The following is a 14,635-nucleotide window of genomic DNA, read 5'->3' on the forward strand; positions in this document are numbered from 1 at the left end:
TTCGTGAGTTCTTCACTCTACGACGAAGCCGGGCGCGGACAAAAAGAAACCCGGCCTGGGCCGGGTTTCCTTGTCGCGCGAGGCGCGGCTTACAGCTTGATCTCGACGTAGGCTTCGTCGCGGATCTGGCGCAGCCAGGCCTGCAGTTCCTCATCGTACTTGCGGTTGCGCAGGACCTGGGCGGCCTGCTGCTCGCGGAACTTGTCGCTGCTGTCGGTGGCGCGGCGGCCCAGTACTTCCAACACGTGCCAGCCGAACGGCGAGCGGAATGGCTTGGACAGCTGGCCTTGCGGGGTGTTGTTCATCACTTCGCGGAATTCCGGTACCAGGGCCTCCGGGTCGATCCAGTTCAGATCGCCGCCGTGCAGCGCCGAGCCCGGGTCTTCCGAGAATTGCTTGGCCAGGGTGCCGAAGTCTTCGCCGCTCTTGATGCGGTCGTAGAGCTTCTGCGCCAGCTTCTGGGTCTCTTCGTCGCTGCGGATCTCGCTGGGCTTGAGCAGGATGTGGCGAACGTGGACTTCGTCGCGCACCATCTTGCTGCCGCCGCGCTTCTCCTCGACCTTGAGGATGATGAAGCCGCCGGGCGTGCGTACCGGCTCGGTAACGTCGCCAACAGCGATGCTGCTGATCATGCTGTCGAACGGCGAGGGCAGCTGTGCGGCCTTGCGCCAGCCGATCTCGCCGCCTTCCAGGGCGTTGTCGCCAGCCGAGCGGGAAATTGCCAGCTGGTTGAAGTCGGCACCCTGCTTGAGCTGCTGGTAGATGTCCTGGGCCTGCTTGCCGGCGGCCTGCAGCGTCTGCGAGGACGCGCCATCGGGTACCGGGATCAGGATGTTGGCCAGGCGGTACTCTTCGGAGAGCTGGATCTTGCCAAGGTCGGAGGCGAGGAAGTTCTGCACTTCCTGCTCGCTGACCTGGACGCGCTCGGCGACGCGGCGCTGGCGCACGCGGCTGATGACCATCTCGCGGCGCACCTGCTCGCGGGCGTCGTCATAGGACAGGCCGTCGCGGGTCAGGGCCGCCTGGAACTGATCCAGGGTCATGTGGTTGCGCTGGGCGATGGTGCCCATGGCCTGGTTCAGCTCTTCGTCGGTGATGCGGATGCCGGAGCGCTCGCCGATCTGCAGCTGGATGTCCTCGATGATCAGGCGCTCGAGCACCTGCTGGGTCAGCACGTGCTCCGGCGGCAGCGGTGCGCCGCGCTTCTGGATGGTCTGGCGCACTTCGCGCAGACGCTGGTCCAACTGGCTCTGCATGACCACGTCGTTGTCGACGATGGCCACGACGCGGTCCAGGGGGGTCACGTCTGCACGGGCGAAGGAACTGATGAGGAGCGCGCCCAGCATCAGCGGGCGCAGGGCGTTACATAGAGTTGTCTTCACGTTGACGATAGCCTTGGATGCCTTGGTCGAGGAAGCCTTCGACTTGGTTGCCGACCACGCCGCCAAGGCCTTTCAGGATGATTTGCAGGAAGATGCCGCGGTCAGCTTTCGAGTTCGCAGTAATGAACTCGTTGTCGTCGTACTTCAGCCAATAGCGGTTGACCAGACGCAGCTTCCAGCAGCAGCTGTCGTACTCGAAGCCGCCGAGTGCTTCGAGGGTACGGCTCTGGTTGTAGTCGAACTGCCAGCGCGCGATGGCGCTCCACTGCGGAACGACCGGCCAGATGACCGAGAAGTCGTGCTGGTTGATCTTGTACTGGTCGCTGTTGTAGGTGAACTGGCCCAGGTTCGGGTCGAACACCTTGCTGTTCGCGCGATAGCGATAGCCCGCGTTGAACACTTTCTGCGGTTCCGCTTCCGGCTGGTAGTGGAACATCACGCTGCCGTTGTCGGTGTGGTGAGTGTTCGGGTTCCAGTTGTAGTCGGAGTTCAGGCGCCAATCGTGGTTGAAGCGATAGATGCCTTGCAGTGCATAGGGCGAGCGCCAGGCGTCCGCATCCGGATTGGAAATCTGGTTGTTCGGGTTGGCCAGGTTGTAGTTGCGGATGTAGTCCTCGGTCAGGCCGGGGAGCTGCACGCGACGATCGGAGAAGTAGTAGATCTGGCCCGCGCTGATGGACGCCCGCTCGAAGCCGTTGTCCTCGATGAAGCGCGAGGTCGCGCCGAGGGAAAGCTGGTTGGCATCGCCAATGCGGTCCTTGCCGGTGAAGCGGTTCTCACGCCACAGCGAGTCGTAGCTGAAGGTGAATTCGCCGGTGTCGAAGGTCGGCAGGTCGTCCTGGTTCTTGTACGGCACGTACAGGTACATGGCGCGCGGTTCCAGGGTCTGGCGGAACTTGGTGCCAGCGAAGCTGGTGTCGCGGTCGAAGTACAGACCGCTGTCGAGCTTGGCCAGGCCCAGCGAACGATCCGGGCTGTCGTCGAAGCTGATGCCGGCATAGTTCGGATGCGCCGGGTCGAGACCTTTCAGCTGTGCCTGGCCGGTGCTGTCCAGGTCCAGGTTGTACTTGGTGTACATCGCCTTCAGCGTCGGGGTGACGAAGCCGTAGCTGCTTGCCACTGGCAGGCTCACGCCCGGCTCGAGGTGCATGCGGTCGCCGGTGGCGCGGGCCAGGCCGGAAATGTTGACGTCCGGGCGCTGGCCGATGACGTTGCCATCGGTATCGAAGTAGACGTCCTCGTCCAGGTTGCGGTCGAAGCGCACCAGTTCGCTGCCGTAGGTGAAGTTCAGGCCGCCCGGGTTGTACGGCAGGTGGCCGTCGAGGGTCAGCTGCGGCAGGCGGTCATACGGGGTCACGTCGGTGACGGTGGCGAGTTGGTACGCCTGAGCGTTGAGGCGAGCGGTGAAGTCATCGCCGCGATAGGTCAGTGCGCCCTGCTGGTTCACGTAGGTCGGCGAACCGAGGCCCAGCGAGGTGTCCAGGTCCTGGAAGTAGTACGGATCGCTGATGCGGGTGTAGTCGACCTGCGCCAGCCAACGGGAATCCAGGCCGCTGGTGTTCTTCCAGCCGTACAGCCAACGTTGGTCGGTGTAGTGCGGCTGGTTGCTGCGGCTGTCGTCGCTGTCGTTCAGGTAGGCGGCTGTGAACTGGCCTTCGCTGCTGTGGGTCAGGTAACGGAAGTCGCCTTCCATCATCAGGCCGCGCTTGGCCATGTAGCGCGGATACAACGTGGCGTCGTAGTTCGGGGCCAGGTTGAAGTAGTACGGCGTGACCAGCGTGAAGCCAGTGTCCGAGGTGCTCGACAGGGTCGGCGGCAGGAAGCCGGACTGGCGACGGTCGTCGATCGGGAAATAGATGTAGGGGGTATAGAACACCGGAATGTCCTTCACCCGCAGGGTCGCGTTGGTCGCGGTGCCGAAGCCGGTGGCCGGGTTCAGCTTGATGTTGTTGCCCTTGACGTACCAGGAGTTGCTGCCCGGCTCGCAACGGGTGTAGGTACCGTCCTTGAGCTGGATGATGGCGTCTTCCTGGCGCTTGGCGTAGAGCGCGCTGCCACGGACCTGGGCCTGGTGCATGACGTACTCGGCGTTGTCGATCTTCGCCTCGCCGTTGTCCAGTTGCAGGTCGGCGTGGTCGCCGACGATCAGCGCGCCGTTGTCGCGCAGGCGCACGTTGCCGGACAGCTCGCCGCGGTTCTCGGCCTGGTGCAGGTTGGCCTCGTCGGCCTCGACCTGCATGCTGCCCTGGCGCAGCACGACGTTGCCGGCCAGCGTCGCGACCTGGGATTCCTGCTCGTAGCGGGAGGCCTTGGCCGAAACGTAGGTCGGTGCTTCGTCGCGCGGGGTCTTGTCGTTCATGCCCGGACGGACCGGCTCGACGTATTCGCCGCTGCAGTACGGGCCGACTTCCGCGAGTTGTGCGGCGGTCAGCTTCTCCCGCGGTACCCAGTCCAGGTGGCTATAGTCGGCGCTGCGCGACTTGAGGGCGCGGCCCGAGCTTTCGGTTACCAGCTGCTCCTTGGCTTCGCCGGAGGTTTGCTCGGCGGCTTCGCTGCCGCCTGCACTCACGGCGTTGGCGCTGTGCTGCGGGCGCGGCGGGAGGGCGGCGGCCGGTTGTTGGCTGGAGCAGTCCCAGCTGCCGCCGGAGGGCGCGCAGCTGAATTGTTCGGCCGCGGAAGCGGTCGAGGAAGCGAGCGGCTGTATAGCCAGCAGGCCACCGGTCACCAGTAAGGGAAACTTTCTACGGAACACGGGGAAGTTAACTGCCATCTTGTTAATCCGGGCTTCCTGCGAGCCTGCAGCGCGATCGAGCTGCGCGCCTCTCGATGGGCTCAAAAAGATGCTGGATAATAAAGCATGACCCGCGCAACGGCTAGGGCCGTGGAGAACCCCTGAAGATGTCAGATGATGCCCGTTACCAGCAATTGAATGGCTGGCTGGACTCGTGTATGCCCGCTGTGTTCGCCGCCGAAGGCTGGGGTGCGGTTCCGCCCGCCGAGCTGACTCCCGCAAGCAGCGATGCCAGTTTCCGCCGCTACTTCCGCTGGCAGGCCGGAGACCGCACGCTGATCGTCATGGATGCGCCGCCACCGCAAGAGGACTGCCGTCCCTTCGTCAAAGTCGCCGGCCTGCTCGCTGAAGCTGGCGTGCATGTGCCGCGCATCCTGGCCCAGGACCTGGAGCAGGGTTTCCTGCTGCTCAGCGATCTCGGCCGGCAGACCTATCTCGATGTGCTCAATGCGCAGAACGCGGAGGAGCTGTTCGAGGATGCCCTCGACGCCCTGGTTGCCTTCCAGCAGGTGCCGGTTGAAGAGCGCCTGCCGCCCTACGACGAGGCCCTGCTGCGCCGCGAGCTGCAGCTGTTCCCCGAGTGGTACCTGGGCAAGCACCTGGGCGTCGTCCTCGAGGGCGAACAACTGGCGCGCTGGCAGCGCACCTGCGACCTGCTGGTAGCCAGTGCCCTGGAGCAGCCTCGCGTGCTGGTGCACCGTGATTACATGCCACGCAACCTGATGCTCAGCGAGCCCAACCCGGGCGTGCTCGACTTCCAGGACGCGGTGTACGGCCCGGTTACCTACGACGTCACCTGCCTGTACAAGGACGCCTTCCTCAGCTGGCCGGAGCCGCGCATCCACGACGGACTCAGCCGTTACTGGCGCAAGGCACAGGCGGCAGGCATTCCCCTGCCGCCTACCTTCGACGAGTTCTTCCGCGCCAGCGACCTGATGGGCGCGCAGCGCCACCTCAAGGTGATCGGCATCTTCGCGCGCATCTGCCATCGCGACGGCAAGCCGCGCTACCTCGGTGACGTGCCCCGCTTCTTCCGCTACCTGGAAAGCGTGATTGCGCGACGTCCCGAACTGGCCGACCTGCGCGCCCTGCTCGCCGACCTGCCGCAGCCGGTGGCCCCATGAAAGTGATGATTCTCGCAGCCGGCAAGGGCGAGCGACTGCGTCCGCTGACCCTGCACACGCCCAAGCCGCTAGTGCAGGCCGGCGGCCTGCCGTTGATCGAGCACCAGCTGTTGTCCCTTCGCCGTGCCGGTTTCGACGAGTTGGTGATCAATCACGCCTGGCTCGGCCAGCAGATCGAGGATTACCTCGGCGATGGCGCACGCTTCGACGTGAGCATTCGCTACTCGGCCGAGGGCGAGCCGCTCGAAACCGGCGGCGGCATCTTCCGCGCGCTGCCGCTGCTGGGGTCGGAGCCTTTCGCCGTGGCCAATGGCGACATCTGGACCGACTTCGACTACGCCCATCTGCACAACGCGCTGGCCGACGGTGACCTCGCGCATCTGGTGCTGGTCGCCAATCCCGAGCACAACGGACGTGGCGATTTCTGCCTGCGCGAAGGGCGCGTGAGCGATTACCGCGAAGGCGAGCCGAGCTTCACCTATAGCGGTATCGCGGTGCTGCACCCGGCGCTGTTCGCCGCCAGCCAGGACGGTGCCTTCAAGCTTGCCCCATTGCTGCGCGAGGCGATGGCGGCCGGGCGCGTCAGCGGTGAGCTGCACGAGGGGCGCTGGGTCGATGTCGGTACCCATGAGCGCCTGGCCGAGGTCGAGCGCTTGTTGGCGGCGCGCTGAATGTTCTGGCCTGGCACCCTGATAGGCATCCTCGCCGGCTGGGCGCTGGCGAGCATTCCCGGCGCCATGCTCGGCGGGGTGCTCGGCCAGGTGCTCGACCGGCGCATGCGCCAGCGCACCTGGCGCGGCTTGTTCGAGCAGCTTCGCGGAAGCGGGCGGGTGCCGGACGACGAGCTGCTGTTCATGCTTCTAGGCCGCCTGGCGAAGATTCGCGGGCGGGTGCAGGACGCGCATATCCAGCAGGCGCGGGCCGAGATGCTGCGTCTCGGTCTGGATGAGCCGGCACGCTTGCGCGCCATAGATGCCTTCGGGCGCGGCAAGCAGGGTGGTCCGCTGCTCGACGAGGGGCTGGAGCAACGCCATGGCCAGCGTCCGACCGCAGATGGCCTGCTCCAGGCCTGCTGGCGCATGGCCTGGGCCGCCGGGGTGCCGACCGCTGCAGAGAAGGCGCTGATCCTGCGCTGGGGTGAAACGCTGGGGTTGCCGCGGGCTACCGTGCTGGCGCTGGCTTCGGGTGCGGAGAAAGTCCGCGCACCGCTGACCCGCGCCGAGAGCTACACCCGTGCCCTGCGCCTGCTCGGCGTCGAGGAGGGTGCCGAACCGGCGGAGATCAAGCGTGCCTACCGCCGGCTGATCAGCCAGCACCATCCGGACAAGCTGGTCGGCGCCGGCGAAGCACGCATCGCCGCGGCCACCGAGAAAACCCGCGAGATCCAGGAAGCCTACTCGCTGATCCGCGAGCGCCACGGCTTCCGTTGAATTGCCCTCAGGGGCTGTCGGCCTGCTTGATGTGCATTGAAAGCCAGCCGCGCACCCGACGATAGAGCTGGTCCTGCTCGCTGACGGGGTCGCCGGGAAGGGCGTTCATGCCGATCTGTACGTAGGTCTTGCCGGTTTCGCGTTTGCTCGCCTGCAGGCGCAGCTGCGCCGCTTTTCGGTCCGTATCGCGGTCGCGGTAGAAGAAGTCGCCGGTGGCCAGCGCCAGGCGCGGCACCATGTCTTCCAGTGGCGGGCGGAATTCATTGGGCATTTGCGCTGCGACCAGCAGCAGGTTGCGGATGTCGGTCGGTTCGCGTTCGGCCAGGTAGCGGGCGGCCCAGTAGGCGCCCGTGCCGTGGCCGAGGAGGATGATGCTCTTCGGCTTTTCCTGCCGGGGGGAGTCGACGCCGGCCTGGATACGCGCCATGACCCGGTCGGAATAGGCCTTGCGCCGTTCGATGGCAGGGTCCTGCGCGGGCGCGGCCTCGCTGGCGGAAGGCGTGTCGCCTGAGGGCGCCGGCGCATCGGCCTTGGCCGCTTCCTTGTCGTCGCTAGCGACAGCGTCCACCGGGCGCGTCTGCGCCAGGCTGTCCATGCGGTCGGGCAGGCTCAGGCTGAGGGTCTGCCAGCCGGCGTCGGGCAGTTTGTGCCGCAGAGGGCCGACCGCCTTGGGCCAGTCGGGGCTCTCGCCATCTCCGGGCACGATGATCACCACACCTTCGGCCTGGGGCGCATTGGCGGGCAGCCAGAGGGCGAGGAAGCTTTCGTCGCCGGCCTGCAGGGTCTGTTGCTGGCGATCGGGCAGGTGCTGTATCAGGCCGCTGGCCTCGGCCTGGCTGCGCTCTTCCACGGCCGGTCGCTTGGGTTCTGCCGGGGCGGCGGTTTCGGCTGGAGCGGCGGCAGGCTTGTCTTCCGCCCAGCCTGGTGCGCCAGGCAGCAGGCAGAGGGCGATGCAGAGGGCGAGGCGTGTAGGTGACGAGGAGCGTGGCATCGGGCTATTCCCGGAGGTTCGGCTGGCGTGCGGGCGCGAAAGGCGCCAGCCTAATCGGTTGTGCCCGCTTTGTCAGGCCGTGGCTTGGCAGCTGGCCAGCACACTGCGGTAAGGTAGCGGCGCTTTCAATTCGGTACGTGGTGCTGTCGGCATGAGACCTCTGTTGCGCAAGGCCCTGGTGGCGCTTCTTCTGTTCCTTCCGCTCTGGGCGCAGGCGCAGGCGGCGCAGTTGGCTGCGGGGCTGGACGCAACTCAGCGCGACTGGCTGCAGGCGCATCCGCAGCTGCGTGTCGGCGTCGTGCTGGAAGCGCCCTATGCCCAGCAGGACCGTCGCCTGCAACAGCTCTCAGGGGCTAACGTCGAACTGCTGGAGTGGATCGCCGGAAGTCTCGGGGTCAACCTGCAATGGCAGGTCTATTCCGATCAGAACCTGCTGGAGCGCGCGGCCCGCGCTGGCGAGATCGATATGGCGCCGGGCCTTGCGCAAACGCCCGACACGCTGCGCGAGTGGCTGTTCTCCGATCCCTACCTGCGCGTACCGCGCCTGCTGGTCGGCTTCCAGGCCGAAGCGGCCACGGTGGAGCTGGAGCACCTCGGTAGCGACGAGCCGGTGGCGTTGCGGGGACCCGGCCCGGTTTCGGACTACCTGCACGGCACTTATTACGGGGCGCGCCTGCAACTGACCGGAAGCGACCGCGAGGCGCTGCGCCGGGTGCTCGATCAGACCGCCAGCTATGCGGTGGTCGACGAAGCGAGCCTGGCGCGCCTGAGCCGCGAGGGCGAGTTCGGCGGCTTCCGCGTGGTCGCTGACATCGGCTATCCGCAGCTGCTGCGCCTGGCCACGCGGCGCGACTTGCCGGAGCTGGCCGCCATCCTCGATGCCGCCTTGCGCGCCGTTCCGGCCAAGGAACTCGACCAGATCCACCAGCGCTGGCTGCAGCCGCAGTATCCGCGCCTGGTCGAGTCGCCGAGCTTCTGGAAGAACCTTTGCATTCTGCTCGGGCTGCTGCTCGTGCTGGCCCTGGCGACTGTGGCCTGGCTGCGTCGTCAGCGCGGTGCCCTGGAGCAGCGACTGCTCGCAGCGCGGCGTGACATCGAGCTGCGCCAGGCGGCGGAGGAAGCGCTGCGCCTGACCCAGTTTGCCATCGACAGCAGCACGGTCGGCATCCTCTGGGTCAACTGGGACAGCCATATCCGCTACGCCAACCGAGCGGCCGAGGAAATGCTCGGCGAGGCGGCCGGCGCGCTGGCCGAGCGCCCGCTGGCGGATTTCGAGCCGACGCTGAACATGGACAACTGGCTGAACCTGTGGCGCCGAGCGCGCAACAGCGACGAGGGACCATTGAGCTTCGAGACCGGTCTGCGCCGCGCCGACGGTAGCTGGCTGCCGGCCGAAGTCTCGCTGAGTTTCCTGCGCTTCGGCGGTTCGGAATACCTGCTGGTTTTCGTCAGCGACGCCACCGAGCGGCGGCGCGCGCACGCGGCCCTGGAAGAAAGCGAGGCGCGCCTGCAGGGCATCGCCGGCAACGTGCCGGGGCTGGTGTTCCGCCTGGAGCCGAGCGCACCGGGCGACGACTCGGACTTCGCGCACCTCAGCTTCATCAGTGGTGGTAGCGAAGCCTCGCTCGGCTACAGCCCCGGTTACCTGCGCGAAAGCGGCCTGGGCATCATGGGCCTGGTGCATCCGGATGAGCGCGGCGGCTATCTCGCCAGCCAGGAACAGGCAGTCTTCAACGGCACCAACTGGCATTGGCAGGGGCGCATCCTCACCCGCAGCGGCGAGCCGCGCTGGGTCGATATCAAGGCCACCGCGCGGCGCCTGGAGGACGGCCGCCGCGCCTGGGACGGCGTGGTCTGGGACATCACCGAGAACAAGCAGATCGAGCTGGAGCTGGCCGAGTCCCGCGCCCAGCTACGTGAGCTTTCCGCGCACCTCGAGAGCGTTCGCGAAGAAGAAAAGGCGCGCATCGCCCGCGAGGTGCACGACGAGCTCGGCCAGGTGCTGACGGTGCTCAAGCTGGAGACGTCGATGTGCGAGCTCGCCTATGGCGAGCTGGATCCGGGATTGCACGACCGCCTGGGCAACATGAAGAAGCTCATTGCCCAGCTGTTCCAGTTGGTGCGCGACGTGGCAACGGCTTTGCGTCCGCCGATCCTCGATGCCGGCATCGGCTCGGCGCTGGAGTGGCAGGCGCGGCGTTTCGAGGCGCGCACCGGCATCCCCTGCCTGGTGACGGTGCCGGAGCATTCGCCGCGGCTGGCCGACGCCAAGGCCATCGGGCTGTTCCGCATCCTCCAGGAGGCGCTGACCAATGTCATGCGCCACGCGCAGGCGCATACTGTGGAGCTTGAGCTGACGGTCGAGAACGGTGAGTTGTGCCTGAGCATCGGCGACGATGGCCGCGGCTTCGACACGGAGGCGGCTTGGCGCGGCAGCTCCTTCGGCCTGGTCGGTATGCGCGAACGTGTGCTCATGCTCGGCGGCAGCCTGGAAATCCACAGCCAGCCGGGCGAGGGCAGCAACCTGCGTGTGCGGGTGCCGCTGGGGGCCGACGAGGTCGTGGAGCAAAGCGCCTGAGGTGTTCACAGAAATACTCGGCGCGTTAGAGCGTTTTACGGGGAGAAGTGCAGTGATCCGAGTACTGGTGGCCGAAGACCACACCATCGTCCGCGAGGGCATCAAGCAACTGATCGGCATGGCCAAGGACCTGCAGGTGGTCGGCGAGGCCACCAATGGCGAACAACTGATCGAGACGTTGCGCCAGGTGCCTTGCGAGGTGGTCCTGCTGGACATCTCCATGCCCGGGGTGAACGGCCTGGAGGCGATCCCGCGGATCCGCGCGCTGGCCAATCCGCCTGCCATTCTCATGCTGTCGATGCACGATGAAGTGCAGATGGCGGCTCGCGCGCTGAAGATCGGCGCGGCCGGCTACGCCACCAAGGACAGCGACCCCGCACTGCTGCTCACCGCCATCCGCAAGGTTGCCAGCGGCGGTCGCTACATCGACCCGGCACTGGCCGACCGCATGGTCTTCGAGGTCGGCCTGACCGACTCGCGGCCTTCCCACGCATTGCTCTCGGAGCGCGAGTTCTCGGTGTTCGAGCGCCTGGTGAAGGGCGAGGGCGTGAACGAGATCGCCCAGCACCTGGCGGTCAGCAACAAGACCGTGAGCACCCACAAGGCGCGGCTGATGCAGAAACTCAACGCGCACTCGGTGGCAGACCTGGTGAAGTACGCCGTCGAGCACAAACTGGTTTGATCCGCGACGCGCGGACGCGCCGAATGTGCGTCCCTTCCGCTTTTTGCAAAGCCCGTCTATCTCGCGCACCGGCGACAGTGAATGATGGCCGGCGCAGTGAGCTGCCTCATCAGAACAAGGAGAAAAGGATGTTGTTGCGAGCGGTAAAGCGGGGGCTGGTATTCGGCCTGCTAGGCGCAGTCGCCACCCCGGCGCTGGCGGAGTACGTGACGGTGATTTCCTTCGGCGGGGCCAACATGGCCGCGCAGGAGAAGGCGTTCTACAAGCCGTTCAAGGACAGCACCGGCACGGCGGTGGTGCATGGCTCCTATAACGGCGATCTCGACAAGCTCAAGCAGATGGTGCAGATCAGCCATGTGTCTTGGGACGTGGTCGAGGTGGAGGCGCCGGAGCTGGCGCGCGGCTGCCAGGAAGGCCTGTTCGAGAAGCTCGATCCGAAGCTGGTCGGCAATGCCGCGGACTACGTGCCGGGAGCGGTGCAGCCGTGCGGCGTCGGCATCTTCGTCTGGACCACGCTGCTGGCCTACAACCAGGACAAGGTGCAGGGGCAGCCTTCGGGCTGGGCCGACTTCTGGGATGTGAAGAAGTACCCAGGTAAACGCGGCCTGCGCTGGGGCGCCAAGTACAGCCTGGAGTTCGCCCTGATGGCCGATGGCGTGGCGCCCAATGAGGTCTATCAGGTGCTGGCGACGCCGGCCGGTGTCGACCGCGCCTTCCACAAGCTCGATGAGCTCAAGCCCTACATCCGCTGGTGGAAATCCGGCCAGGACCCGGTGCGTGATTTGGCCGACGGCAGCGTGGTCATGAGCTCGGCCTACAACGGCCGGATCGCTGCGGCGCAGGGTGAGCAGAAGGGCTACCGGATGGTCTGGAGCGGCGGCATCTACGACTTCGACTACTGGGCGATGCCTTCCGGGGTATGGAAGAAGGCCGATGCCGAGCGCTTCATCGCCTTCGCCAGCCAGCCGGCGCAACAGAAGGTGTACTCGCAGAACATCGCCTACGGCCCCGCCAACCGCAAGGCGGTGGAGCAGCTGGACCCGCAGGTGGCGGCCAATCTGCCCACCGCGCCGAAGAACATGAGCAATGCGCTGGGCATGAACGTGGCCTTCTGGAGCGAGCACGGCGACGCCCTGGAGAAGCGTTTCGAGGCCTGGGCCAAGCGCTGAGGTCGCTCTCGGAACGGTCGGTGTCGCAATCGTGCGGCACCGATTTTCCGGCGCTGCTAGCGCGCCGGTTTTGTAGGAATCGCCCTACAGACGATCCTCTTCTACCCTTATAGCAAGTTCTCTTCCCGCCCGATTTGCGCGTGCTGCAGGCTTCTCTAGTCTTGCTGTACGGCATTACTTACATAAATACAAAGGTGCGGTTATGGCCGAGACTCAGGCGAGCGATGTGCTGGTCAGCTTTCGTGGCGTACAGAAGAGCTACGATGGCGAAACCCTCATCGTCAAAGACCTCAATGTGGATATTCGCAAAGGCGAATTCCTGACCCTGCTGGGGCCGTCCGGTTCCGGCAAGACCACCAGCCTGATGATGCTGGCCGGTTTCGAAACCCCCACGTCCGGCGAGATCCTCCTGGCCGGCCGCGCGATCAACAACGTCCCCCCGCACAAGCGCGACATCGGCATGGTGTTCCAGAACTATGCCCTGTTCCCGCACATGACCGTGGCCGAGAACCTGGCGTTCCCGCTCTCTGTGCGCGGCATGAGCAAGACCGACGTCGCCGAACGCGTTAAGCGCGCGCTCTCGATGGTCCAACTCGACGCCTTCGGCGGCCGTTATCCGGCGCAGCTTTCCGGCGGCCAGCAGCAGCGCGTGGCCCTGGCCCGTGCGCTGGTCTTCGAGCCGCAGCTGGTGCTGATGGACGAACCCCTGGGTGCGCTCGACAAGCAATTGCGCGAGCACATGCAGATGGAGATCAAGCACATCCACCAGCGCCTGGGCGTGACCGTGGTCTACGTGACCCACGACCAGGGCGAGGCGCTGACCATGTCCGACCGCGTGGCGGTATTCCACCAGGGCGAGATCCAGCAGATCGCGCCGCCGGCGGAACTCTACGAGCACCCGCGCAACTCCTTCGTCGCCAACTTCATCGGTGAGAACAACCGTATCGCCGGCCAACTGCAGAGCCGCGACGGCGACCGTTGCGTGGTCAGCCTGGCGCGGGGCGAGAAGGTCGAGGCACTGGCAGTCAACGTCGGCGAGCCGGGCCAGCCGGTGAGCCTGTCGATCCGCCCGGAGCGGGTCCGCCTGAATGGCCACAGCGAGAACTGCGCCAACCGTTTCTCCGGCCGCGTGGCCGAGTTCATCTACCTTGGCGACCACGTGCGCATCCGCCTCGAGGTTTGCGGCCGCACCGACTTCTTCGTCAAGCAGCCGATCGCCGAGCTGGACTCCGCGTTGGCGGTCGGGGATGTGGTACCGCTGGGCTGGGCCGTGGAGCACGTGCGTGCCCTCGACCCGCTCCCGGCGGCCTGAGTCGAAGAAAAACAAACCTGCACACTGTGGAGAGAAGAATAATGTCGAAGTTCCCGTCCCATCCGTTGAAAGCCGGTCTGCAGCTCGCCGCACTGAGTCTGGGCCTGGCTGCCGCCGCGCAGAGCATGGCCGCTACCGATCTGACCGTGATCTCCTTCGGCGGCGCCAACAAGGACGCCCAGGTCAAGGCCTTCTACCAGCCCTTCGAGAAAGCCACTGGCAACAAGATCGTCGCCGGCGAATACAACGGCGAGATGGCCAAGGTGAAGGCCATGGTCGACACCAAGAGCGTGACCTGGGACCTGGTCGAGGTGGAATCGCCGGAGCTGGCCCGTGGCTGTGACGAGGGCATGTTCGAGGAAATCGACCCGGCCATCCTCGGCAAGGCCGAAGACTACGTTCCGGGCGCGGTGAGCAACTGCGGCGTCGGTTTCTTCGTATGGTCCACCGTGCTGGCCTACAACGCCGACAAGCTGAAGACCGCTCCGACCGGCTGGGCCGACTTCTGGGACGTGAAGAAATTCCCCGGCAAGCGCGCACTGCGCAAGGGCGCCAAGTACACCCTGGAATTCGCCCTGATGGCCGACGGCGTTGCGCCGAAAGACGTCTACAAGGTGCTCGCCACCAAGGAAGGCCAGGATCGCGCGTTCAAGAAACTCGACGAGATCAAGCCGAACATCCAGTGGTGGGAAGCCGGCGCCCAGCCGCCGCAGTACCTCGCTTCCGGTGACGTGGTCATGAGCTCGGCCTACAACGGCCGTATCGCCTCGGTTCAGAAAGAAAGCAACCTGAAGGTCGTGTGGAACGGCGGCATCTACGACTTCGACGCCTGGGCCATCCCGAAAGGCGCCAAGAAGAAGGACGACGCGCTGAAGTTCATCGCCTTCTCGGTCAAGCCCGAGCAGCAGAAGATCTACGCCGAGAACATCGCCTACGGTCCGGTGAACAAGAACACCGTGAACCTGCTGGACAAGGGCGTTCTGACCAACATGCCGACCACCCCGGCCAACATCGAAGGCCAGGTGGGCATGAACGTCGGCTTCTGGGCTGACTACGGCGAGCAGCTGGAACAGCGCTTCAACGCCTGGGCCGCCAAGTAAGGTCGGCCCCGCGCCGCCGGCTCTCGGCGGCGCCTGTGGCGACGCCGCCACGAACCGCGCAGTTTGCGGTCCGCAG

11 protein-coding genes are annotated in these 14,635 nt (G+C 65.8%); 8 read left to right on the forward strand and 3 right to left on the reverse strand.

Annotation, left to right across the window (positions count from 1 at the left end; all coding sequences use genetic code 11):
* Positions 1–89: 89 nt before the first annotated feature.
* Positions 90–1,382 (reverse strand): peptidylprolyl isomerase SurA, encoded by a 1,293-nt coding sequence (gene surA, locus PKB_RS02705; protein ID WP_043248834.1) that lies wholly within the window; start codon positions 1,380–1,382, stop codon positions 90–92.
* Complete coding sequence (locus PKB_RS02710; protein ID WP_043248835.1) at positions 1,363–4,152, reverse strand: LPS-assembly protein LptD; 2,790 nt, start codon at positions 4,150–4,152, stop codon at positions 1,363–1,365. The genes surA and PKB_RS02710 overlap by 20 nt, the downstream gene beginning before the upstream one ends.
* A 128-nt stretch (positions 4,153–4,280) precedes the next feature.
* On the opposite strand from PKB_RS02710, the gene PKB_RS02715 reads away from it, so the two are divergent.
* From PKB_RS02715 to PKB_RS02725, 3 genes are read left to right on the forward strand one after another with little or no spacing between them, the layout of a single operon-like run.
* Entirely contained in the window at positions 4,281–5,297 is a 1,017-nt protein-coding gene (locus tag PKB_RS02715) for an aminoglycoside phosphotransferase family protein (RefSeq protein ID WP_043248837.1), read from the forward strand.
* On the forward strand, positions 5,294–5,968 hold the full coding sequence (gene murU / locus PKB_RS02720) for an N-acetylmuramate alpha-1-phosphate uridylyltransferase MurU (RefSeq protein WP_043248839.1): 675 nt from the start codon (positions 5,294–5,296) through the stop codon (positions 5,966–5,968). The genes PKB_RS02715 and murU overlap by 4 nt, the downstream gene beginning before the upstream one ends.
* A complete protein-coding gene (locus PKB_RS02725) occupies positions 5,969–6,727 on the forward strand; it encodes a DnaJ domain-containing protein (protein WP_043248841.1) in 759 nt (252 codons plus the stop codon).
* 7 nt (positions 6,728–6,734) lie between these two features.
* Here PKB_RS02725 and PKB_RS02730 read toward each other — a convergent pair whose 3' ends face one another.
* A complete protein-coding gene (locus PKB_RS02730) occupies positions 6,735–7,718 on the reverse strand; it encodes an alpha/beta hydrolase family protein (RefSeq protein WP_043248843.1) in 984 nt (327 codons plus the stop codon).
* A 151-nt stretch (positions 7,719–7,869) separates the two neighbouring features.
* Here PKB_RS02730 and PKB_RS02735 point away from each other — a divergent pair, with 151 nt between their 5' ends.
* The 5 genes from PKB_RS02735 to PKB_RS02755 all read left to right on the forward strand — a co-directional run bounded on the left by PKB_RS02735 (position 7,870) and on the right by PKB_RS02755 (position 14,559).
* Entirely contained in the window at positions 7,870–10,296 is a 2,427-nt protein-coding gene (locus PKB_RS02735; protein WP_084166560.1) for a PAS domain-containing sensor histidine kinase, read from the forward strand.
* 52 nt (positions 10,297–10,348) lie between these two features.
* Positions 10,349–10,978: a response regulator gene (locus PKB_RS02740; protein ID WP_043248845.1), complete on the forward strand. Its 630-nt coding sequence runs from the start codon at positions 10,349–10,351 to the stop codon at positions 10,976–10,978.
* Positions 10,979–11,106: 128 nt separating this feature from the next.
* Complete coding sequence (locus PKB_RS02745) at positions 11,107–12,147, forward strand: ABC transporter substrate-binding protein (RefSeq protein ID WP_052355155.1); 1,041 nt, start codon at positions 11,107–11,109, stop codon at positions 12,145–12,147.
* A 202-nt stretch (positions 12,148–12,349) separates the two neighbouring features.
* Entirely contained in the window at positions 12,350–13,459 is a 1,110-nt protein-coding gene (locus PKB_RS02750) for an ABC transporter ATP-binding protein (RefSeq protein WP_043248846.1), read from the forward strand.
* A 41-nt stretch (positions 13,460–13,500) separates the two neighbouring features.
* Positions 13,501–14,559 carry an ABC transporter substrate-binding protein gene (locus PKB_RS02755; protein ID WP_052355156.1) on the forward strand — a complete coding sequence of 353 codons (1,059 nt, stop codon included), beginning with the start codon at positions 13,501–13,503 and terminating at the stop codon, positions 14,557–14,559.
* Positions 14,560–14,635: the final 76 nt, after the last annotated feature.

Origin of the sequence: Pseudomonas knackmussii B13, assembly GCF_000689415.1 — a bacterium.
In the GTDB taxonomy this organism is placed as follows: domain Bacteria; phylum Pseudomonadota; class Gammaproteobacteria; order Pseudomonadales; family Pseudomonadaceae; genus Pseudomonas; species Pseudomonas knackmussii.